Consider the following 20,360-nt stretch of genomic DNA (forward strand, 5'->3'; position numbering starts at 1 on the left):
CATTGGGGATTATGTTCGCGCGTGCCGAAAGGTAGCTGAATCGGAATCGCAATCATCCGCAAAATCATCCGCATCGTGTCGTAAAGCCCCGTCTGGCAAGGGATTTATTATCGCGATTTGCCATATGGATGCTTGATCTTCTGGCCTCGGCCATTAACATGAAAAATCGTCCACCGTGGTGTGCAAGGCGTTTTGGGGTCGATGTCATGAAAGGCGACAAGAAAGCTATCCAGTTACTGAACGGCCAGCTGCGTCATGAGCTGACCGCGATCAACCAGTATTTCCTGCACGCGCGCATGTACCGGCACTGGGGATTGAACGCGCTGGGCAAGCATGAGTACGAGGAGTCCATCGAGGAGATGAAGCACGCGGACAAGCTGATCGAGCGCATCCTGATGCTCGACGGCCTGCCCAATCTCCAGGATCTGGACAAACTGCTACTCGGCGAAAACGCCGAGGAGATGCTCGGGTGCGACCTGAAGCTGGAGCTGGTGTCCCAGACGAGCTGCAAGGGCGCCATCAAGTACTTCGAGTCGATTGGCGACTATGTGTCGCGCGATGTGGTGACCGATATCCTCTCGGACACCGAGGATCACATCGAATGGCTCGAGACGCAGCTGGAACTCGTGCGCAAGGTGGGCGTGCAGAACTACCTGCAATCCGCGATGGGCGAACTCGGCGAGTCCGACGCCTAGGGGGCACGCAGGCAGGCGCTCTGCAGAGTTCCAAATCTTCGGCTACACTGCGCCCCGCACACTGAATGCAAGGCGCCCGCCAGGGCGCCCAGACTCCGGGGCGGGGTGGCAGAGTGGTGATGCGACGGCCTGCAAAGCCGTTTACGACGGTTCGATTCCGTATCCCCGCCTCCATTCCCCTCCTGCCGTTTTCCCCTCTTTATTGCCTTCGACGGATCTGACCAATCTGTCATTTTCCCCGGCTATCATTTTCTCCAGCGCATGCCGTGATATGTCGTGGCATGCCGCCGGCGCGCTGGCGCATTTCATGCTCGCTCCGCAGGGCAGGTGCGCCGCAAGCGTTGAGTACGCCGCAACGCGGAGTTTCCCTGTGGATATAGCGCCCCGATTACGATAATGTTTGCCGCGCGTGCACCAAGTGTCAGCACGTGAGGCAGGTTTCACCATGCAGGGCTTCCATGGCGTTTCCGTCCCGGTGCGATGAGAGAAACAGAGGCTCCCGATGATTAAAGATCTGCGAGTGCGTGCGGCGCAGCCGTCGGATATGCCTGCCATCGCGGCAGTGCTGGAGCGCTGCGGCCTGCCGGTGGACGAGTTGCCGCGCCTGGTGGGCGAGTTCCACGTGGCCCTGATGGAGTCTGAGCTGGTCGGCTGCGCCTGCGCCGAGCGCTTCGGCGACACGGCCATCGTCCGCTCGGTGGCCGTGCTGCGCGAATGGCGCGACCAGGGCGTAGCCAGCCATCTCGTCAACGCGGTGATGATGCGCGCCCGCGCCAACGGCACGCGCCGCGCGGTGCTCCTGACCTCGAGCTGCCCAAGCTACTTCGCCCGCTACGGGTTCTCGCTGATCCACGCCTCCAAGCTGCCCACAGAAGTCCTCGAGAGCGAGGAATTCCAGCGCCTGCGCAATACCAGCGCGCTGTGCATGTGCGCCATGTTGTCCTGATCTGGTTTCTCCCTGGATGACCCGCCGTCGGCAAGGTTTTGCAAAAGCGACAATAATCGGGGCTCCAATTCTGCAAGCCTGACCAGGGAGACCCCATGACGACCACTGTCCGTGCCATCCGCCTCCAGGAATTTGGCGCGCCCGAAGTGATGCAGCTCACGCCGGTCGAGCTGCCGGCCCCGGCGGCCGGCGAGGCGCGCGTGCGGCATACCGCCATCGGCTTCAACTTCATCGATGTGTACCAGCGCCGCGGCACCTATCCGCTGCCGGTGGGCACGGGTCTCGGCCACGAGGCGGCCGGTGTGGTGGAGGCGGTGGGCGCGGGCGTGACGGACATCGCCGTGGGAGATCGCGTGGCGTACATGAACGCCGGCCTCGGTGCCTATGCCGAGGCGCGCAACGTGCCGGCGGACAAGCTGGTCAAGCTGCCCGACAACCTCAGCGACGAACAGGCCGCTGCCGTGATCTTCAAGGGCATGACCGCGCAGTATCTGGTGCGCCACACGCACGCCGTGAAGCCCGGTGACACGGTGCTGGTACACGCCGCCGCCGGTGCCGTGGGCCAGATCCTGGCCGGCTGGGCGAAGGCGCTCGGCGCACGCGTGATCGGCACGGCCGGCGGCGCGGCCAAGTGCGAGCGCGCCCGCGCGGCGGGTTGCGACATCGCCATCGACTACAGCCAGGGGGATTGGGTCAGGCAGGTGCGCGACGCCACCGGCGGCCAGGGCGTGACCGTGGTCTACGACGCCGTGGGCAAGGACACCTTCATGGGCTCGCTCGATTGCGCCCAGACCTTCGGGCTGGTGGTGCTGTACGGCGGCGCGTCCGGCCCGGCGCCGGCCATCGAGCCGGAAATCCTCAACAAGAAGGGCTGCCTGTTCCTGACCCGGCCCTCGGTGTTCCCGCACAACGCGGACCCGGCCCGCTTCCGCGCCAATGCGAAGGATTTGTTCGATGCCATCGCTGCCGGCCATGTGAAGGTGGAGATCGGCGCCCGCTTCCCGCTGGCCGAGGTCGCCCGCGCGCACGAGGCCGCCGAGCGCCGCGAGACCACCGGCGCCATTCTGCTGCTGCCGTAATTCGACGAATTTCGACTAGTGGGAATGATGGGGATGACGATGACGGGCGGGCCGGCGCGGTGCCCCGTCATCGCACAGGCTGATCTCCACGCTCACGTGGGCCAGTTCCTCGTGGATCGATAGCGCCTGCCGTACACGCTGCGGCGTGAGCGTGGTGTCGTGCGTGACCAGGCTGGCGATACAGGCGAACTGCTCGCGGCCCACGCGCCAGACGTGCAGGTCGGTGACGCGCGTGCCGTCTTCGCCCTGCTGGAAGCCGGCCAGCACCTCTCGTACTTCGTCCACCACCGGGTGGTCCATCTCGCGGTCCAGCAGCACCGTGCCGCTTTGCCGCATCAGGCCGATGGCCCAGCGGCCGACCAGCGCCGCGCCCACCAGCCCCATCACCGGATCGAGCCAGCTCCAGCCCAGCCACCAGCCGCCGGCCAGCGCCACGATGGCCAGCACCGAGGTGGCCGCATCGGCCATCACGTGGAGATAGGCCGAGCGCAGGTTGATGTCGTGATGGTGGTGACCGGGATGTCCGTGGTGATGGTGCCCATGCTCATGACCATGGTCGTGCCCGTGATGATGGTGCGCGCCGCCGAGGATGAACGCGCAGCCCAGGTTCACCAGCAGGCCGATGGCGGTGACGGCCATCGCCTCCTGGTAGTGGATGGGCTGCGGGCTGAACAGCCGTTCCACCGATCCGAACACCATCAGCGCGGCCACCCCCAGCAGGAAGATGGAGCTGGCGAAGGCCGCCAGCACCTCGATTTTCCACGTGCCGAAGGTGAAGCGCCCATCCGCGGCCAGCCGGCGCGCGGCGGCGTAGGCGAAGGCCGAGAGGCCAATCGCCAGCGCGTGCGAACTCATGTGCCAGCCGTCGGCCAGCAGGGCCATCGAGTTGAACCAGAGGCCGGCGGCAATCTCCACCACCATCGTGGCGAGTGTGATCCACATGACCAGGCGTGTGCTGCGCTCGGCAGCCTGGTTGCCGGCATCGAAGACGTGGGAATGGGTCCACGCGGACAGATCGTGCGTGTGCATGTCGGGAAGGGGTTGGGGGATGCCGCCCAAGGGTACCAGCCATGGCGCGCCTGGTCACCCGCCACCCTGCCTGCGGCAGGGGTAGCCGAGGCGGCTACCAGCCGTGGTAGGGCGCGGTCTGCTCGTACGCGCCGAGCCGTTCGGCCAGAAAGTCGACAAAGGCGCGCACGCGGGCCGAGAGTTTGTCGCGCGTGAGATACACCGCGTAGATGTCCGCCGGGGGCGAGGCCCAGTCGGCCAGCACCTGCCGCAGCCGGCCCGAGCGCAGCAGCGGCGCCACCTCCCATTCCGAACGCAGCACGATGCCATGCCCCTGGAGCGCCCAGTTCGCCGCCGCCTCGCCATCGTTGGTGGCGGCATGGCCGCGCACCTTCACGGTCTCCTGCCGGCCTGCCGACTGGAGATGCCAGGTGCCATAGGCCGATTCGCTCTCCCGAATCACAATGCAACGATGCTGTTGCAATGCACGGGGCGAGGCCGGCTCGCCGTGTCGGGTGAGGTAGGCCGGGGACGCGCATAGCAACCGGCGGTTCGGCGCCAGCAGGCGGGCGTTGAGCCGCGCATCGGGCAGGTCGCCGAGGAGGATGCCGACGTCGTAGCCTTCCTCGGCAAGGTTCATTGCCCGGTCGGTCAGCTGCAACTGCACTTCGACATCGGGATACGCCTGCAGGAAGTCGCTGACCAGCGGTGCGATGTGGCGCCTGCCGAAACCGAGCGTCGCATTCACCCGCAGCAGCCCGCGCGGCGCCACCCGGCTGCCGCCCAGGCCCTGTTCGAGTTCCTCCAGTTCGGCCAGGATACGCCCGCCCTGGGCCAGGTAGGACTCGCCCTCGGGCGTGACCGACAGCCGCCGCGTGGTGCGGTTGAGCAGCCGCACGCCCAGCCGCGCCTCCAGCGCCGCCAGCCGCTTGCTGGCCGCCGAAGGCGTGACGCCAAGCTGTTGCGCCGCGCCGGCAAGGCTGCCGCGCTTGACCAGCAGGACGAAGAAGGCGAGATCCGAGAAGGCGTCCATGGATAGCGGCAATTCGTGAATCGAGCGCACGAATGAAGTTCAGTTTGCGCAATTATAGCGATGGATTCCGCGATTACACTCCCCGCGCGATGCGCATCCCACGCGCGGCGACTACCATGGCACGGCTTGCCGCATCGACGCATCAAGACCAAGGAGACAGCCGATGTTTGAAGGATTCAGGACGCACCGGATCGACAGCCAGGGCGTGGCGATTCATGCCGTGGTCGGCGGGGAGGGCCCGCCGCTACTGCTGCTGCACGGCCATCCGCAAACGCATGTGATCTGGCACAAGGTGGCCGGTGAGTTGGCGCGGCATTTCACGGTAGTGGCCACGGACCTGCGCGGCTATGGCGACAGCGACAAGCCCGCCGGGCTGCCCGACCACGCAAACTACAGCAAGCGCACCATGGCGGCCGACCAGATGGCGGTGATGCGGGCGCTCGGCTTCGAGCGGTTCCGCGTGCTGGCCCATGATCGCGGCGCGCGCGTGGCGCACCGGCTGGCGCTCGACCATCCGCAGGCGGTGGAAAAACTCGTCACGCTGGACATCGCCCCGACGCTGGCGATGTATGCCCAGACCTCGGAAGCCTTCGCGCGCGCCTACTGGCACTGGTTCTTCCTGATCCGGCCCGCGCCGTTCCCCGAAACGCTGATCGAGGCCGACCCCGACCTCTACCTGCGCCAGACCATGGGCACGCGCAGCGCGGGCCTCGCGCCGTTCACCGAGGCCGCACTGGCTGAATACCTGCGCTGCCTGAAGCTGCCCGGCGCCGCCCACGGCCTGTGCGAGGACTACCGCGCCAGCGCCGGCATCGACCTGGAGCACGATCGCGCCGACGCCGCGGCCGGACGCCAGGTGGAGTGCGAGATGCTGGCCCTATGGGGCGCCGACGGCGCGGTCGGCAAGTGCTTCCAGCCGCTGGAAGCGTGGCGCAAGGTGGCGCGCCGGGTGACGGGCCATGCCCTGCCGAGCGGTCACTATATTGCGGAGGAAGTGCCGGAACAGTTACTTGCGGAAGTGCTGCCGTTCCTGAACGGCTAAGGGAGCGCTAGCCGGGGCGGATTATGTGCGGCGGGGGAACAGTGTGTTGTCCGATCCGCCCCGTTTGGCTCAGTGCACGGTTCGCCGCTCACTGGCATTATGGCGAACTGAGGACTTTTGGCATGGTCTGACTGCGCAGTATCTGACCCGGCAGGTTTGGGGCAAACATACATTCACGGATGGATGTATAATCCGCGCACATTTTCGTTCCAAGACCCCCTCAGAAGTCCATTTCCACAATGACGTACCGATTTATTGCAGGTTGCCTCGCCGTCTGGCTCGGAATTTGCGTTGCCGCGAGCTGGCTGGTCGAGCGACTCTGGGCCTGATCGCCCGCGTTCCTCCTCGGGAAGCGGGCAGGGCCTGTCAATCGCGCCGAGTTGTGTTGTCGAGTCATCTCTCTTCGTCGTCTTCCCCGGGAAGACAGAACAACAAGAACGCCGCATGCATCCCGCCCTCTCTGCTCGCACCCTGTTTATCACCCGGACTCTTGCCGTTGCCGCGCTGGCCGCGGGCGCCACGTCGCCCGCCAGCGCCGAGGAACTGGTCGGCTGGAGCCATCCCGCCGTGCACGTGGCCTATGGCCGTGATCCCGGGCATAACATCAACAAGTACGAACTCGGGCTGAACTACAACACCCCGCTCCAATACGGCAATCCGCAGGGCTGGCTGTTCCGCCTGCAGGCCGAATTCAACGTCGCCGGATGGGATGCACGTAGCGGCACCAACCAGCAGAACCTGTTCGAGTTTGGCGTGTCGCCGATCCTGCGCGTGGAAAAGCGGGGCGGCTATTTCGTGCCGTTCGCCGAGGCGTCGGTGGGTCTGCGCGTGCAATCCCACACCGGCACGTCCGACGAGCACCGTTCGGGCACTGCGTTCCAGTTCTCCGACATGGTCGGTATTGGCGTGGGCTTCGGCAAGAATGCCAACACGGAAGCGGGCTTCCGCTTCCAGCACATCTCCAACGCCAGCATCAAGGGGCCGAATCCGGGCAGTAATTTCTACACCGGATACGTGCGCTATCGCTTCTGAGGATGTGTTGGCGCGTGCCTAGGCCGCACGCGCCAGCGGCAGCCGCCCGGCACGGCAGGCCTCGAAGAACGCCCACAGTTCCGGGGCATCACTCGTTGCCACGTTGAAGCGAATCCACGGGGAATCGGTCTCGTCGGGCTCGAAGTACGAGCCCGGTGCCAGCCAGATGCCGTGGTCCAGCGCCAGCGTGGCGAGGCGGCTCGCGGGCGGCGCGTCGTCGCCGCGCAGCCGCGCCCAGGCGAACATCCCCCCTTCGGGCCGCAGCAGTACCTCCAGCCCGTGCGCCTCCATCTTTTCCGTCACAAGATCCTGTTGTCCGCGTAGCCGTTCGGCCAGTGCCGCCACGTGGCGGCCGTAGTGGCCGCTGGTCAGCACGGAATACACCAGTCGCTCCGTGACCTCGGACGAGGTCAGTCCCACCGCCATCTTGGTCCGCGCGAAGGCCTTCGCCAGGTCCGGGCTCGCCGCGAGGTAGCCCACGCGCAGCGACGGCGTGATGGTCTTCGAGAATCCGTTCACGTAGACCACCTGCGAGAGGCCGTCCATCGCCGCCAGCATCGGCGACCCGGCCGGGGCCAGCTCGCGGTAGATATCGTCCTCCACCACCAGCAGCCGATGCTGCTCGGCCAGTTGCAGCACGCGGAAGGCGTTCATGCTGGTCAGGCTGGCGCCGGTGGGGTTCTGCAGCACCGTATTGACGAACAGCGCGCGCGGGTTGTGCTGGCGGATGGCGTCTTCGAGCGCGTCGGTATCGAGCCCGGCCGCGGTGCGCGGCACGCCCACCACGCGCAGCCCGGCCAGCCGCAGGATCTGCAACAGATTGCAATAGCAGGGCGCTTCCACGAGGACCGTCTCGCCGGGGCGCAGCAGCGTGCGCACCACGAGGTCCAGCGCCTGCGTGGCCCCCTGGGTCAGTACCACCTGCTGCGCCTGCACCGGCATGCCGTACTGGCTCATATGCGTGGCGATGTGTTCGCGCAGCGGCGCGAAGCCATACGGATGGCCGTAGCCCGAGACCTGCGCCGCCGGCACACGCGCGGCGCTGCGCATGGCCTGGTGCAGCCCTTCCTCGTTGAGCCAGTCGCCGGGCAGCCAGCCCGCGCCGGCCTTGATCGGCACGGAATGGTCGGCGAATACATCGGAAAGCAGCCACGCGGCGTTGAGCCCCGGCGCCTCCCAGTGGGGGGCGCGGGCATGGCCGGCCGGTGCGTGGCGGTGCGCCACCGTGTAGCCGGAGCCGGGGCGCGCCGCGAGGTAGCCCAGCGCGGTCAACCGGCCGTAGGCTTCCGCCACCGTGAATGTGCTGACGTTGTGCTGCTGCGCAAAGCGGCGCACCGACGGCAGGGGCGTGCCGGCGCGCAGCGCGCGGCGATCCACCAGCGCGGCAATGCCGGCCACGATCTGTTCGGTCAGGGTGTCGCCGCCACGGCGGCTGCGGACAAGGTTCAGGTTGAGCATGAGGCACTCGGCAGGGCGCGAAACCTGTACAGTGTACTGGCAAGTACGCCGCCTGGCCGGGCGTCTCGCCGATTGGTGCAGCGCAGCGGTGACACGCCGTTTTTGCCGTCGACCCAGGCGCCGGCGCGCGTGCGCGGCGCAATCCGCTATCTGTACAGTCGAGGCTGACTACACTGTACGGTAAGGCAGCGATCTCCCGACCGTATATTCGTGCGGCCCGACCGCGCCGGTAGAGTTGCCGGAATCCGTGCCGGGGCGCTTTGCCCCGCGCCCCCCACACCCCGATTCTGAGGAGAAAGTATGGACGCCGCCAAGACCGTGATCCCCGATATGGATGCCCTGTGGATGCCGTTCACCGCCAATCGCCAGTACAAGGCCGCCCCGCGCCTGCTGGCCTCGGCCAGCGGCATGCACTACACCACCCACGACGGCCGCAAGGTCCTGGACGGCTGTGCCGGCCTCTGGTGCGTGGCCGCCGGCCATGGCCGCCAGGAAATCGTCGATGCCATCGCGCGGCAGGCTGCCACGCTGGACTACGCGCCACCGTTCCAGATGGGCCATCCGCTCTCGTTCGAGGCTGCCACCAAGCTGGCCGCGATCATGCCGAAGCCGCTGGATCGCATTTTCTTCACGAACTCGGGTTCGGAGTCGGTCGATACCGCGCTGAAGATCGCCCTGGCCTACCACCGTGCGCGCGGCGAGGGCCAGCGCACGCGCATCATTGGCCGCGAGCGCGGCTATCACGGGGTAGGCTTCGGCGGCATGGCCGTGGGTGGCATTGGCCCGAACCGCAAGACCTGGTCGGCCAACCTGATGCCGGGCACGGACCACCTGCCGGCCACGCTGAACATCGCCGAAGCCGCTTACTCGAAGGGCCAGCCGCAGTGGGGCGCCCATCTGGCCGATGAACTCGAACGCATCATCGCGCTGCACGATGCCTCGAACGTGGCCGCCGTGATCGTCGAGCCGCTGGCCGGTTCGGCGGGCGTGCTGGTGCCGCCGGTCGGCTATCTGGAGAAGCTGCGCGAGATCACCAGCAAGCATGGCATTTTGCTGATTTTCGATGAGGTCATCACGGCGTTCGGCCGCCTGGGCGCCGCCACCGCCGCCGAGCGCTTCAACGTGACGCCGGACCTGATCACCATGGCCAAGGCCATCAACAACGCGGCCGTGCCGATGGGCGCCGTGGCCGTGCGCCGCGAGGTGCACGACACCGTGATCAACGCCGGGGCGCCGAACGGCATCGAACTGCTGCACGGTTATACGTACTCGGGCCACCCGCTGGCGTGCGCGGCAGCCATCGCCACGCTGGACCTGTACCAGCGCGACAACCTGTTCGGCCGTGCCGCCGAACTGGCGCCGAAGTTCGAGTCGGCCGTGCATGACCTGCGCGGCGCGCCGCATGTGAAGGACATCCGTAACCTGGGGCTGGTGGCCGGCGTGGAGCTGGAACCGCGCCCCGGCCAGCCGGGCGTGCGCGCCTACGAGGCCTTCCTGAAGTGCCTCGAGCGCGGCGTGCTGGTACGCTACACCGGCGACATCCTGGCGTTCTCGCCGCCGCTGATCATTTCCGAGGCGGAGATCGACCAGTTGTTCGATACCGTCAGGCAAGCGCTGAACGACGTGCAGTAAGCCAAGACAGACTGAGAGGAAGACGCAGTGAACATCGCTGAAAACCGGCAGATCGCCGAAATCCATCACTACATCGGCGGCAGCGTCCGCCGCGCCGCCGCCGAGGGCGCCGGCCGCTTCGCCGACGTATTCAACCCCGCCACTGGCGAGGTGGCCGCGCGCGTGGCGCTGGGCAGCGCCGACGATGTCGGTGCCGCCGTGGCCGCCGCCAAGGCCGCGTTTCCGGCGTGGTCCGAACTGGCCCCGCTGCGCCGCGCGCGCATCCTGTTCAAGTTCAAGGAACTGCTGGACAAGCACCATGACGACCTGGCCGCGCTGATCACGCGCGAGCACGGCAAGGTGTTTTCGGACGCCAAGGGCGAGGTCACGCGCGGCATCGAGGTGGTGGAGTTCGCCTGCGGCATCCCCAACCTGCTCAAGACCGACTTCACCGACAACATCGGCGGCGGCATCGACAACTGGAACCTGCGCCAGCCGCTGGGCGTGGTGGCCGGCATCACGCCGTTCAACTTCCCGGTGATGGTGCCGATGTGGATGTTCCCGGTGGCGCTGGCCTGCGGCAACACCTTCGTGCTGAAGCCGTCCGAACGCGACCCTTCGCCGAGCCTGCTGATCGCCGACCTGCTCAAGCAGGCCGGCCTGCCCGATGGCGTGTTCAACGTGGTGCAGGGCGACAAGACCGCCGTGGACGCGCTGCTGGCCCACCCGGACGTGCAGGCACTGTCGTTCGTCGGCTCCACGCCGATCGCCGAGTACATCTACACGGAAGGCACGAAGCACGGCAAGCGCGTGCAGGCGCTGGGCGGCGCCAAGAACCACCTCGTGGTGATGCCGGACGCGGACCTGGACCAGGCCGTGGACGCGCTGATCGGTGCCGCCTACGGCTCCGCCGGCGAGCGCTGCATGGCGATCTCGGTTGCCGTGGCCGTGGGCGACGTGGCCGACAAGCTCGTGCCGCGCCTGGCCGAACGCGCCCGCGCGCTGAAGATCCGCAATGGCATGGACGCCGACGCTGAAATGGGCCCGCTGGTCACCGGCGTGCACAAGGCGAAGGTCGAGGGCTACATCGCCAAGGGCGAGGCCGAAGGCGCCACGCTCGTCACGGACGGGCGCGGCCACAAGGTGGACGGCCACGACGGCGGCTTCTTCGTCGGCGGCACGCTGTTCGACCACGTGAAGCCGGACATGACGATCTACAAGGAAGAGATCTTCGGCCCGGTGCTGTCCGTAGTGCGCGTGCACGACTTCGCCGAGGCGGTGGACCTGATCAACGGCCACGAATTCGGCAACGGGGTGTCCTGCTACACCAGCGACGGCGGCATCGCCCGCGCCTTCTCGCGCCAGATCCAGGTGGGCATGGTTGGCATCAACGTGCCGATTCCGGTCCCCATGGCCTGGCACTCGTTCGGCGGCTGGAAGCGTTCGCTGTTCGGCGACCACCACGCCTACGGCGAGGAAGGCGTGCGCTTCTACACGCGCTACAAGAGCATCATGCAGCGCTGGCCGGACAGTATCGGCAAGGGAGCCGAATTCACGATGCCGGTGGCGAAGTGAGGGGGTAGGGAAAGTTCGTAGAAGTGCGAAACGGCAGGGTTTTGACCCTGCCGTTTTTTATTGTCGAAGCACCCTTGCAATCTCATTCAGGAACGATTGCGTGGTGTAACCCCATAACGCCGGGTCAGGCTCACCGCCAAACAGATTCTCAAATGCTGCATCCAGATCGAAAGGGTGGTCTGCCTTTATGTTTTCTATCTCGCGCATCACGCTCTTGCGCATGTCAGGATCCGATTGACGCATGTAGGTCTCGACGATTTCCTCGATATTTTCTCCCCACATGTCCGCGTCCTCGTTAAAGTAGCCGATGATAAGGTGCCAAAGTTGAGGGTATTTGGGTGTCGCCATCTGGAGTCAAAGTCCGGTATAGGCCGTCACTATATAGAACGGCATGTCGTTGTAGCTGACGGGTTCCAGCACTACAGTAACGCTAGTGGCGTCATGCATCTTGCCTGAATTCCGAAACAGCACTTTCCCTACAGGTTTCCCCAAGCTAGATGTGAGGACCAGTCGGCCTTTTCCGGTGGCGGCCCATCCCGCTATTCGATTTTGCTCCCGACGCATGACGTCGGAAATCGCCCATTCGGCAGTGTGCAGATTGGTGAATGTCGATACCCTACCCCGCTTCGACTCCCGTACCAAACGGGCGCGCAATTGGGCTTCAGTTTGCCCGATGTGTTTCAGGATCGTATGCCCGCCCAAGCCGCCCGCAGTTTTCGCTTCATGCTGCATCAAATTGATGCGCCCCAGCGTAATGCTCGCCACCCGCGCGGCCTTCAACATCCCCGCAAGCCCGAAGCCTACGCCGATGTCCAGCGACAGCCCGATGTTGTTGGCCATATCGGGCGGCGCCCGCATTGTGTGGGCCAGCTTGGCGGCGCCCCGCTGGGTCAGGGTTGCCGTGTCGCGCCCGGTCCATGCCTGCCGCATGCCCCGCCAGGCGGTGTCGGCGCCATGCATGCCAAAGGCGATGCAACCTGCCTTGGTGACCCCGGTCGGCTCCGGTGCGATGCATAGCACCCCGGCACCGACCATCTCCAGCACGCCGCCGACGATGTCCAGGCCGCCCCACAGGCGGTTGCTCATCGTTTCAGCGGGGCTGATCGAGCGATGCGCAAGCACCGCAGCCAACTGCGGCGCGCTCAGGACTACGCGCACGCCTTCCATCTCGTCCAACTGAGCCATTGCAACCTACCTCCTGTCAGAAAAGGAGGATCGACGCTAGCTGTTCAACGGCCAGACACATTTGAGATATCTCAAACCGCGCGGGTTCGTAATGAAAATGTTGCAGTGGCCTGAGGCTGGCTTGGTTCTACACGCGCTGCATGATGCCGGTGGCGAAGTGATGGTGAGAAGTGCGGAATGGCGGGTGTGTGGACTCCGCAGTTTCTTATTGAGGCAGCCTAGATGGCTCAACCAGAAAAGGACAGAAGCGCGTCGATCCCTCGCAGAAGTTCGCCTAGGAAGGACTGATCCAGCCCACATTGCCCTGTAATCCATGCGCCAACGGGTGGTGCTGGCTGAAACCGCCAGTCGCCAATGATCTGCCCTTGATCAAGCGTTCGCAATATCAGCGAAAAGCCAGCTTCAACACCTGCCAACTCGGCTGTTTGTCCCACCTGGAGTTGGGTTTGCATGGTCTCCAGCTGTTGTTGAAACTGCCGCAATTCCCCAGGCATGACACTCCATGCCCCCTCGGCGCGAATGCCCGGGGCAGTCAAGTCGATCCGGACATCGATCCATTCGAGATAGGGGCCTCCCGGCTCTTCACGCCGCGCGGAAACCGGCCTGATTTGAAGCTTGAAGTCGTCTGTGTCAAGGGTCAGCATGGGCCAATAGTACATAGCGCAACGCACTGAAATGTTGAAAATGTCATCAGAGGGAGTCAATGCGTGCGAGAGACCCAGCCGATATTCCCCTTCCCCAAACCGTCCCCAAGCACAACAATGATCTGACCCACCCCCGTCGGAGCCCTCGCCATGAGTCTGTTTCGCACCAAGAACATCGATGCCATGCTCGAGGTCAGCGCGCACGACGGGTTGCGCAAGGTGCTCGGGCCTGTGGATCTGGTGATGATGGGGATTGGCGCCATCATCGGCACCGGGATCTTCGTGTTGACGGGGACCGGGGCGCTCACGGCGGGGCCGGCGTTGACGGTGTCGTTCGTGATCGCGGCGATGGCGTGCGGGTTTGCGGCGCTTTGCTATGCCGAGTTTGCGTCGGCCATCCCGGTGTCGGGGTCGATCTATACCTATAGCTACGCCACGCTGGGGGAGATCGTGGCGTGGATGATCGGGTGGGATCTGCTGCTCGAATATGGGCTGGCCACGTCGGCGGTGTCGGTGGGGTGGTCGGGGTACTTCCAGTCGCTGGTGGCCGGATTCGGGATTCGGCTACCCGTGGCGCTCACGGCGGCGCCGGGGGCGGTGCCCGGCGTGGAGACCGTGCTGAACCTGCCGGCCGTGCTGATCATGCTGGCGATTACCTGGGTGGTGTCTTACGGCGTGCGCGAGTCGGCGCGGCTCAATAACGTGATGGTGGCGATCAAGGTCAGCGTGGTGCTGCTGTTTATCGTCGTCGGCGTGTGGCATGTGCGGCCGGTCAACTGGGAGCCGTTCGCGCCGTTCGGCATGACCGGCATCTTCAACGCCGCCGCGCTGGTGTTCTTCGCGTTCATCGGCTTCGACGCGGTGACTTCGGCGGCGGAGGAGGTGCGCAACCCGCGCCGGGACCTGCCGATCGGCATCATCGGCTCGCTGGCGGTCTGCACCATTCTCTATGTGGTGGTGGCCGCCATCATGACCGGCATCGTGCCGTACGCGAAATTCGCGGGGGTCGATCACCCGGTGTCGCTGGCGCTCCAGTACGCCGGGCAGAACTGGGTGGCGGGGTTTGTCGATCTCGGCGCCATCCTCGGCATGACCACGGTGATCCTCGTCATGACCTACGGGCAGACGCGGATCATCTTTGCGATGTCGCGCGATGGGCTGCTGCCCGAGGCGCTCTCGGCCGTCCATCCCGTGCACGCCACGCCGTTCGTCGCCACCTGGACGGTCGGGCTGATCTTCGCCGCCATCGCCGGCTTTGTGCCGCTGAACGTGCTGGCCGAGCTGATCAATATCGGCACGCTGGCAGCCTTCACGCTGATCTCGATTGCCATCCTGGTGCTGCGCCGCACCCGGCCGGACCTGCCGCGCGGCTTCCACTGCCCCGGCGTGCCCGTGGTGCCGCTGTTGGCGGTGGGGTTCTGCCTGTTCCTGATGGCGCACCTGCAATGGCTGACGTGGGTCGCCTTCCTGTGCTGGCTCGCGCTCGGGCTGGTGGTCTACTTCGCCTACTCGCGCCGCAACGCGGTGCTGCACAACCACGGCGGCGACGCGGAGGGCTAGCCGGCCGGAGGTTACGCGTTCCGCGACCCCGCATCGGCCAGGAAGGCGCGTGAGCGCGCCTCGCCGGCATAGGCCGAGTTGATGCGCACCCAGGGCGTGGTCTCGCCGGCCGGGCGGAAGAAGTGCCCCGGCGCCAGCGCGATGCCGTACTGCTCGCCCAGCGTGACGAGGTCGCGCGAGTCGGCCATGCCGCGCGGCCGGGCCCACAGGAAGTTGCCGCCCGCCGGCTCGCAGAACACTTCCCAGTTGCTCTCGCCGAGGATCTTCACCGCATCGGCGGTCACCTCGCGGGTGCGCACGCGCAGGCGCTCCACATATTTGCGATAGGCGCCGCGTTCCAGCATCGTCGCCGTCACGGCTTCGGCGAAATGCGAGCCGGCCACGCTGGTCAGTACCTTCACGTCGATCAGGTCCTTGACCAGCGCCTTGTCCGCCACGAGGTAGCCCACGCGCAGCGCCGCCGACACGGTTTTTGAGAACCCGCCTATATAGATAACGTGCTCGAGCTGGTCGAGCGTCGCCAGCCGGTCCGTAAAGGTGAGCTGGAAGTCCGAGAAGATGTCGTCCTCGACGAAGCGGAAGTTGTGCCTGCGCGCCAGTTCGAGCAGCCGGAACGCCACCGGCGGCGTCAGCGTGGAGCCGGTGGGGTTCTGGAGAATGCTGTTGGTGAAGAACAGCTTGGGCTTGTGGTCGCGCAGCAGGCGCTCGCAGGCTTCCGGGTCGGGGCCGTTCGGGGTGTGCGGCACGCCCACCAGCTGCACGCCGTGCAGCCGCAGCAGGCCGAACAGGTTGTAGTAGCCGGGGTCTTCGACGAACACGGTGTCGCCAGGCTTGAGCAGGTGCCGCACGACGAGGTCGAGCGCCTGGCTGGCCCCAGTGGTGATCAGCACCTGCGACAGCTCGGCCTGCACGCCCACCTGCCGCACGCGCGTGAGCACTTGCTTGCGCAGCTCCGGGTGGCCGAGCGGCGTGGCGTAGTGGATCACACTGTCGATGTCATGCCGGGTGATATGGCGGATGGCCTGCGTCAGCCCCTCCACATCGCGCCATTCCTCGGGCACGAAGCCGCCAGCCAGCTTCAGCGCGCCGCTGGGGTGGTGGAACTGGTCGATGATATGGACCGACAGGTCTTCGGCCAGGCTCGGATCGGACCAGCCCCGGCCGCTGCGGCCGGCCAGCGTGCTGTCCGCCACGTAGAAGCCCGAGCCCTGGCGGGAATCGAGCAGCCCCTGGGAGACCAGTCGGTCATAGGCCTCGATAACCGGGAAGCGGCTGATGTGGTGTTCGGCGGCCAGCTGGCGGATCGACGGCAGGCGGGCGCCCGGCAGTGCTTCCCGCGAGCTGATCCAGGCTTTGACGGCGAGCACGATCTGCTCGGTCAGCGGTACACCGGTGGAGGGGTCGAGGACGAGCTTCATGGCGGGGGCGGTGGGGCGAGGGGGGCGAACTGTCAGCAAAAACTACTGAACAGTTCATCGAAAACTGTTCGGAACTGTGCATGGGATTGTAATCCTCGCCATGAATAATGGAAGCGTGGCGGAGGCGTCCGCGTAGACCATCGACGCCGCTCCGCCGGGCAGAACGAGGAGACCCCCATGCGTGAACTCAGGACCTTTGAACTCGATGAACCGGGCAAGCCCGTAAGCTGGCGCGTCCGGCATGGCCAGAGCGTCGCCGTGCTCGAAGGCCGGCTGTGGCTGACCATCGAAGGGCAGGCCGCCGATATCTGGCTGCGGCCGGGTGACGTCTTCGCGCTCCCCGAGGGCGCGCAGGTCTGGCTGTCGGGCGAGTCGCCGCTGGCCCGCTTCCAGCTGGCCGAGACCCCCGCGCCCCTATCGCTCGAGCGTGCCGCCGCCATCGCCCGCCAGTTGCTGCGCCGCTGGCGCGCCCGCAAGACGGACGCCTTCGGCGACTGCCCGCAGATCCACGCCTGAGCCTCCGCAACATCACGCGGCGGGCAAGTGCCTGCCGCGCTCCATCCGGGCCAACCCCGCTGGTCCAATCCCTCCCGCCATGCGAGGATGCCGTCATGACCCTTGGCGCGCAGCCTTCCTGCCCGCCTTGCCTTACGTTAACGTAAACGTCATATAATCGTCCGGCCCCGTCAGTGCGGTCGTCAGAACCGCCGGCGCGTGGCACGCCAGCCACATATCCGAGCGGTGGAGACAATGACTGATCTTTCCGATGTGAGCAGGACCGCGCCCAAGCCGCGCGCAGCCACGGGCAAGGGCGCCATGACGCCCACCACGCCCGCCACGCCGACCAACAAGGTGCGGTTTGTAACTGCCGCCTCGCTGTTCGACGGCCATGACGCCTCGATCAACATCATGCGGCGCATCCTCCAGTCCCACGGCTGCGAGGTGATCCACCTGGGCCACAACCGCTCCGTGCACGAGGTGGTGACCGCCGCGCTGCAGGAGGATGCCCAGGGCATCGCCATCTCCAGCTATCAGGGCGGGCACGTCGAATACTTCAAATACATGATCGATCTGCTGCGCGAGCACGGCGGCGAGCACATCCAGGTGTTCGGCGGCGGCGGCGGCGTGATCGTGCCGGACGAGATCCGCGAGCTGCAGGCCTACGGCGTGGCGCGCATCTACAGCCCCGAGGACGGCCAGCGCATGGGCCTGGCCGGCATGATCGCGGACATGGTGCAGCGCTGCGATATCGACCTGACCCGTTACGCGCCCACCTCGCTCGATGCCGTGGCCGGTGGCGACCGCCGCGCGCTGGCCCAGCTGATGACCGCGCTCGAGAACGGCCGCGCCGACCCGGCGCTGGTCGAGACCCTCCATGCCCGGGCGAAGACCGCCACCACGCCGGTGCTCGGCATTACGGGGACGGGTGGCGCCGGCAAGTCGTCGCTGACGGACGAGCTGATCCGCCGTTTCCGGCTGGACCAGCAGGACGCGCTGTCGATTGCCGTGATCTCGATCGATCCGTCGCGGCGCAAGTCCGGCGGTGCGCTGCTGGGCGACCGCATCCGCATGAACGCGATCAACCATCCGAACGTGTTCATGCGCTCGCTGGCCACGCGCGAGGCCGGATCGGAGATTTCCCAGGCGCTGCCGGACGTGATTGCCGCCTGCAAGGCCGCCCGCTTCGATCTGGTGATCGTGGAGACGTCCGGGATCGGGCAGGGCGATGCGGCCATCGTGCCGCACGTGGACCTGTCGCTGTACGTGATGACGCCCGAGTTCGGCGCGGCGAGCCAGCTCGAGAAGATCGACATGCTCGACTTCGCCGACTTCGTCGCCATCAACAAGTTTGACCGCAAGGGCGCGCAGGACGCCTGGCGCGACGTAGCCAAGCAGGTGCAGCGCAACCGCGAGCAGTGGCACAGCAAGCCCGACGAGATGCCGGTCTATGGCACGCAGGCGTCGCGCTTCAATGACGATGGCGTGACGATGCTCTACCAGGGGCTGGCCGCCGCCCTCGCCGGGCGCGGCCTGGCGCTGAAACCCGGCGTGCTGCCGGCCACCAGCGGCCGGATCTCCACTGGCCAGAACGTGATCGTGCCGCCGGCGCGCAGCCGCTATCTGGCCGAGCTGGCCGATACCGTGCGCGCCTACCATCGCCGCGTGGCCGAACAGAGCCGGCTGGCGCGCGAGCGCCAGCAGCTGCGCGCCGCCGGGGCGATGGTCAGGCAGGCCGACGCCGGCGGCGACACCGCCACGCTGGACACGCTGGCCGCTGACCGTGACGCCGCCCTCGGCGCCGTGGAGCGCAAGCTGCTGGCGATGTGGCCGCAGATGCAGCAGGCATACAGCGGCGACGAATACGTGGTGAAGATCCGCGACAAGGAGATCCGCACGGGGCTGGTGACCACCACGCTCTCCGGCACCAAGATCCGCAAGGTGGTGCTGCCGCGCTTCGAGGACGACGGCGAGATCCTGAAATGGTTGATGCGCGAGAACGTGCCGGGCAGCTTCCCGTACACGGCCGGCGTGTTCGCGTTCAAGCGCGAGGGCGAGGACCCCACCCGCATGTTCGCTGGCGAGGGTGATGCATTCCGCACAAATCGCCGTTTCAAGCTGGTGTCGGAAGGGATGGACGCCAAGCGCCTTTCCACCGCGTTCGACTCGGTCACGCTCTACGGCGAAGACCCGCACCTGCGCCCGGACATCTACGGCAAGGTCGGCAACTCGGGCGTCAGCATCGCCACGCTCGACGACATGAAGGTGCTCTACGACGGCTTCGACCTGACCAGTCCGAGCACGTCCGTGTCGATGACCATCAACGGACCCGCGCCGACCATCCTGGCGATGTTCATGAACACCGCCATCGACCAGAAGCTGGACAAGTTCCGCGTCGACAACGGCCGCGAGCCGACCGCCGACGAGGAATCGAAGATCCGCGCCTGGGTGCTCCAGAACGTGCGCGGCACGGTGCAGGCAGACATCCTCAAGGAGGATCAGGGCCAGAACACGTGCATCTTTTCCACCGAGTTCTCGCTGAAGGTGATGGGGGACATCCAGGAGTACTTCGTCCACCATCAGGTGCGCAATTTCTACTCGGTGTCGATCTCGGGCTATCACATCGCCGAGGCCGGCGCGAACCCGATCTCCCAGCTCGCGTTCACGCTCTCGAACGGCTTCACCTACGTGGAGGCCTACCTCGCGCGCGGCATGCATATCGACGACTTCGCGCCGAACCTGTCGTTCTTCTTCTCGAACGGCATGGACCCCGAGTACAGCGTGCTGGGCCGCGTGGCGCGCCGCATCTGGGCCGTGACGATGCGCGACAAGTACGGCGCCAACGATCGCAGCCAGAAGCTCAAGTACCACATCCAGACGTCGGGACGCTCGCTGCACGCGCAGGAAATCGACTTCAACGACATCCGCACCACGCTGCAGGCGCTGATCGCCATCTACGACAACTGCAACTCGCTGCATACCAACGCCTATGACGAGGCGATCACCACGCCGACCGGCGAATCGGTGCGCCGCGCGCTGGCCATCCAGCTCATCATCAACCGCGAATGGGGCGTGGCGAAGTGCGAGAACCCGAATCAGGGCAGCTTCCTGATCGAGGAGTTGACCGACCTCGTGGAAGAGGCCGTGCTGCAGGAGTTCGAGCGCATCGCCGAGCGTGGCGGCGTGCTCGGGGCGATGGAAACCGGCTACCAGCGCGGCAAGATCCAGGAGGAGTCGATGTACTACGAGCAGCTGAAGCACGACGGCACGCTGCCGATCATCGGCGTGAACACGTTCCGCAATCCGGAAGGCGACCCGACGCCGCAGAAGCTGGAACTGGCGCGTTCGAGCGAGGAGGAGAAGCAGAGCCAGCTGAACCGCCTGGCGGAATTCCAGCAGGGCCACACGGCGGACGCCCCGGCGATGCTGGAGCGGCTGCGCCAGGCCGTGATCGCCAACCAGAACGTGTTCGCAGTGCTGATGGACGCCGTGCGCGTGTGCTCGTTAGGGCAGATCACGCACACGCTGTTCGAGGTCGGCGGGCAGTATCGGCGCAACATGTAGCCACGGGGTGTT

At 66.1% G+C, this 20,360-nt stretch carries 17 protein-coding genes and 1 tRNA gene; 11 read left to right on the forward strand and 7 right to left on the reverse strand.

Going from position 1 to position 20,360, the window contains the following annotated elements:
* Window positions 1–206: 206 nt before the first annotated feature.
* From bfr to KHO18_RS09120, 4 genes are all read left to right on the forward strand, one after another.
* Window positions 207–695: a bacterioferritin gene (bfr, locus tag KHO18_RS09105; RefSeq protein ID WP_144199084.1), complete on the forward strand. Its 489-nt coding sequence runs from the start codon at window positions 207–209 to the stop codon at window positions 693–695.
* Between the two features lie 99 nt (window positions 696–794).
* Window positions 795–869 (forward strand) — tRNA-Cys (locus KHO18_RS09110).
* 328 nt (window positions 870–1,197) lie between these two features.
* Window positions 1,198–1,641 carry a GNAT family N-acetyltransferase gene (locus KHO18_RS09115; RefSeq protein WP_144199082.1) on the forward strand — a complete coding sequence of 148 codons (444 nt, stop codon included), beginning with the start codon at window positions 1,198–1,200 and terminating at the stop codon, window positions 1,639–1,641.
* Window positions 1,642–1,736: 95 nt separating this feature from the next.
* Window positions 1,737–2,720 carry a quinone oxidoreductase family protein gene (locus tag KHO18_RS09120; protein ID WP_211943043.1) on the forward strand — a complete coding sequence of 328 codons (984 nt, stop codon included), beginning with the start codon at window positions 1,737–1,739 and terminating at the stop codon, window positions 2,718–2,720.
* Between the two features lie 15 nt (window positions 2,721–2,735).
* On the opposite strand, the gene dmeF is transcribed toward KHO18_RS09120, so the two are convergent.
* On the reverse strand, window positions 2,736–3,749 hold the full coding sequence (gene dmeF, locus KHO18_RS09125) for a CDF family Co(II)/Ni(II) efflux transporter DmeF (RefSeq protein ID WP_144199078.1): 1,014 nt from the start codon (window positions 3,747–3,749) through the stop codon (window positions 2,736–2,738).
* Between the two features lie 94 nt (window positions 3,750–3,843).
* A complete protein-coding gene (locus tag KHO18_RS09130) occupies window positions 3,844–4,761 on the reverse strand; it encodes a LysR family transcriptional regulator (protein ID WP_211943044.1) in 918 nt (305 codons plus the stop codon).
* Between the two features lie 163 nt (window positions 4,762–4,924).
* Here KHO18_RS09130 and KHO18_RS09135 point away from each other — a divergent pair, with 163 nt between their 5' ends.
* Together KHO18_RS09135 and KHO18_RS09140 are read left to right on the forward strand one after the other, a co-directional pair.
* On the forward strand, window positions 4,925–5,803 hold the full coding sequence (locus KHO18_RS09135; protein WP_144199074.1) for an alpha/beta fold hydrolase: 879 nt from the start codon (window positions 4,925–4,927) through the stop codon (window positions 5,801–5,803).
* Between the two features lie 444 nt (window positions 5,804–6,247).
* Complete coding sequence (locus KHO18_RS09140; RefSeq protein WP_144199072.1) at window positions 6,248–6,835, forward strand: acyloxyacyl hydrolase; 588 nt, start codon at window positions 6,248–6,250, stop codon at window positions 6,833–6,835.
* Between the two features lie 18 nt (window positions 6,836–6,853).
* On the opposite strand, the gene KHO18_RS09145 is transcribed toward KHO18_RS09140, so the two are convergent.
* Entirely contained in the window at window positions 6,854–8,293 is a 1,440-nt protein-coding gene (locus KHO18_RS09145) for an aminotransferase-like domain-containing protein (protein WP_144199070.1), read from the reverse strand.
* A gap of 300 nt (window positions 8,294–8,593) precedes the next feature.
* Here KHO18_RS09145 and KHO18_RS09150 point away from each other — a divergent pair, with 300 nt between their 5' ends.
* Window positions 8,594–9,925, forward strand: a complete 1,332-nt coding sequence (locus KHO18_RS09150; RefSeq protein ID WP_211943045.1) for an omega-aminotransferase AptA — start codon at window positions 8,594–8,596, stop codon at window positions 9,923–9,925.
* A 27-nt stretch (window positions 9,926–9,952) separates the two neighbouring features.
* The gene (locus KHO18_RS09155) at window positions 9,953–11,479 is read left to right on the forward strand and encodes a CoA-acylating methylmalonate-semialdehyde dehydrogenase (protein WP_211943046.1); all 1,527 of its coding nucleotides are present in this window, start codon (window positions 9,953–9,955) and stop codon (window positions 11,477–11,479) included.
* A gap of 57 nt (window positions 11,480–11,536) precedes the next feature.
* Here KHO18_RS09155 and KHO18_RS09160 read toward each other — a convergent pair whose 3' ends face one another.
* The 3 genes from KHO18_RS09160 to KHO18_RS09170 all read right to left on the reverse strand — a co-directional run bounded on the left by KHO18_RS09160 (window position 11,537) and on the right by KHO18_RS09170 (window position 13,308).
* On the reverse strand, window positions 11,537–11,827 hold the full coding sequence (locus KHO18_RS09160) for a contact-dependent growth inhibition system immunity protein (protein WP_144199064.1): 291 nt from the start codon (window positions 11,825–11,827) through the stop codon (window positions 11,537–11,539).
* A gap of 6 nt (window positions 11,828–11,833) precedes the next feature.
* Window positions 11,834–12,664, reverse strand: a complete 831-nt coding sequence (locus KHO18_RS09165) for an RNase A-like domain-containing protein (RefSeq protein WP_144199062.1) — start codon at window positions 12,662–12,664, stop codon at window positions 11,834–11,836.
* Between the two features lie 227 nt (window positions 12,665–12,891).
* Window positions 12,892–13,308, reverse strand: a complete 417-nt coding sequence (locus KHO18_RS09170; RefSeq protein WP_144199060.1) for a WapI family immunity protein — start codon at window positions 13,306–13,308, stop codon at window positions 12,892–12,894.
* A gap of 150 nt (window positions 13,309–13,458) precedes the next feature.
* On the opposite strand from KHO18_RS09170, the gene KHO18_RS09175 reads away from it, so the two are divergent.
* Complete coding sequence (locus KHO18_RS09175; RefSeq protein WP_211943047.1) at window positions 13,459–14,868, forward strand: amino acid permease; 1,410 nt, start codon at window positions 13,459–13,461, stop codon at window positions 14,866–14,868.
* An 11-nt stretch (window positions 14,869–14,879) separates the two neighbouring features.
* On the opposite strand, the gene KHO18_RS09180 is transcribed toward KHO18_RS09175, so the two are convergent.
* Complete coding sequence (locus KHO18_RS09180; protein WP_144199056.1) at window positions 14,880–16,286, reverse strand: aminotransferase-like domain-containing protein; 1,407 nt, start codon at window positions 16,284–16,286, stop codon at window positions 14,880–14,882.
* Between the two features lie 177 nt (window positions 16,287–16,463).
* Between KHO18_RS09180 and KHO18_RS09185 the strand changes: the two genes are divergently transcribed.
* Together KHO18_RS09185 and icmF are read left to right on the forward strand one after the other, a co-directional pair.
* Window positions 16,464–16,802, forward strand: a complete 339-nt coding sequence (locus KHO18_RS09185) for a DUF2917 domain-containing protein (protein WP_144199054.1) — start codon at window positions 16,464–16,466, stop codon at window positions 16,800–16,802.
* A gap of 234 nt (window positions 16,803–17,036) precedes the next feature.
* A complete protein-coding gene (gene icmF, locus KHO18_RS09190) occupies window positions 17,037–20,348 on the forward strand; it encodes a fused isobutyryl-CoA mutase/GTPase IcmF (RefSeq protein ID WP_211943048.1) in 3,312 nt (1,103 codons plus the stop codon).
* Window positions 20,349–20,360: the final 12 nt, after the last annotated feature.

Origin of the sequence: Cupriavidus campinensis (assembly GCF_905397395.1) — a bacterium.
GTDB lineage: Bacteria > Pseudomonadota > Gammaproteobacteria > Burkholderiales > Burkholderiaceae > Cupriavidus > Cupriavidus campinensis.

Coding starts and splice junctions, on each gene's coding strand:
- bfr (WP_144199084.1), top strand. CDS start 207: ATGAAAGGCGACAAGAAAGCTATCCAGTTACTGAACGGCCAGCTGCGT.
- KHO18_RS09115 (WP_144199082.1), top strand. CDS start 1,198: ATGATTAAAGATCTGCGAGTGCGTGCGGCGCAGCCGTCGGATATGCCT.
- KHO18_RS09120 (WP_211943043.1), top strand. CDS start 1,737: ATGACGACCACTGTCCGTGCCATCCGCCTCCAGGAATTTGGCGCGCCC.
- dmeF (WP_144199078.1), bottom strand. CDS start 3,749: ATGCACACGCACGATCTGTCCGCGTGGACCCATTCCCACGTCTTCGAT.
- KHO18_RS09130 (WP_211943044.1), bottom strand. CDS start 4,761: ATGGACGCCTTCTCGGATCTCGCCTTCTTCGTCCTGCTGGTCAAGCGC.
- KHO18_RS09135 (WP_144199074.1), top strand. CDS start 4,925: ATGTTTGAAGGATTCAGGACGCACCGGATCGACAGCCAGGGCGTGGCG.
- KHO18_RS09140 (WP_144199072.1), top strand. CDS start 6,248: ATGCATCCCGCCCTCTCTGCTCGCACCCTGTTTATCACCCGGACTCTT.
- KHO18_RS09145 (WP_144199070.1), bottom strand. CDS start 8,293: ATGCTCAACCTGAACCTTGTCCGCAGCCGCCGTGGCGGCGACACCCTG.
- KHO18_RS09150 (WP_211943045.1), top strand. CDS start 8,594: ATGGACGCCGCCAAGACCGTGATCCCCGATATGGATGCCCTGTGGATG.
- KHO18_RS09160 (WP_144199064.1), bottom strand. CDS start 11,827: ATGGCGACACCCAAATACCCTCAACTTTGGCACCTTATCATCGGCTAC.
- KHO18_RS09165 (WP_144199062.1), bottom strand. CDS start 12,664: ATGGCTCAGTTGGACGAGATGGAAGGCGTGCGCGTAGTCCTGAGCGCG.
- KHO18_RS09170 (WP_144199060.1), bottom strand. CDS start 13,308: ATGCTGACCCTTGACACAGACGACTTCAAGCTTCAAATCAGGCCGGTT.
- KHO18_RS09175 (WP_211943047.1), top strand. CDS start 13,459: ATGAGTCTGTTTCGCACCAAGAACATCGATGCCATGCTCGAGGTCAGC.
- KHO18_RS09180 (WP_144199056.1), bottom strand. CDS start 16,286: ATGAAGCTCGTCCTCGACCCCTCCACCGGTGTACCGCTGACCGAGCAG.
- KHO18_RS09185 (WP_144199054.1), top strand. CDS start 16,464: ATGCGTGAACTCAGGACCTTTGAACTCGATGAACCGGGCAAGCCCGTA.
- icmF (WP_211943048.1), top strand. CDS start 17,037: ATGACTGATCTTTCCGATGTGAGCAGGACCGCGCCCAAGCCGCGCGCA.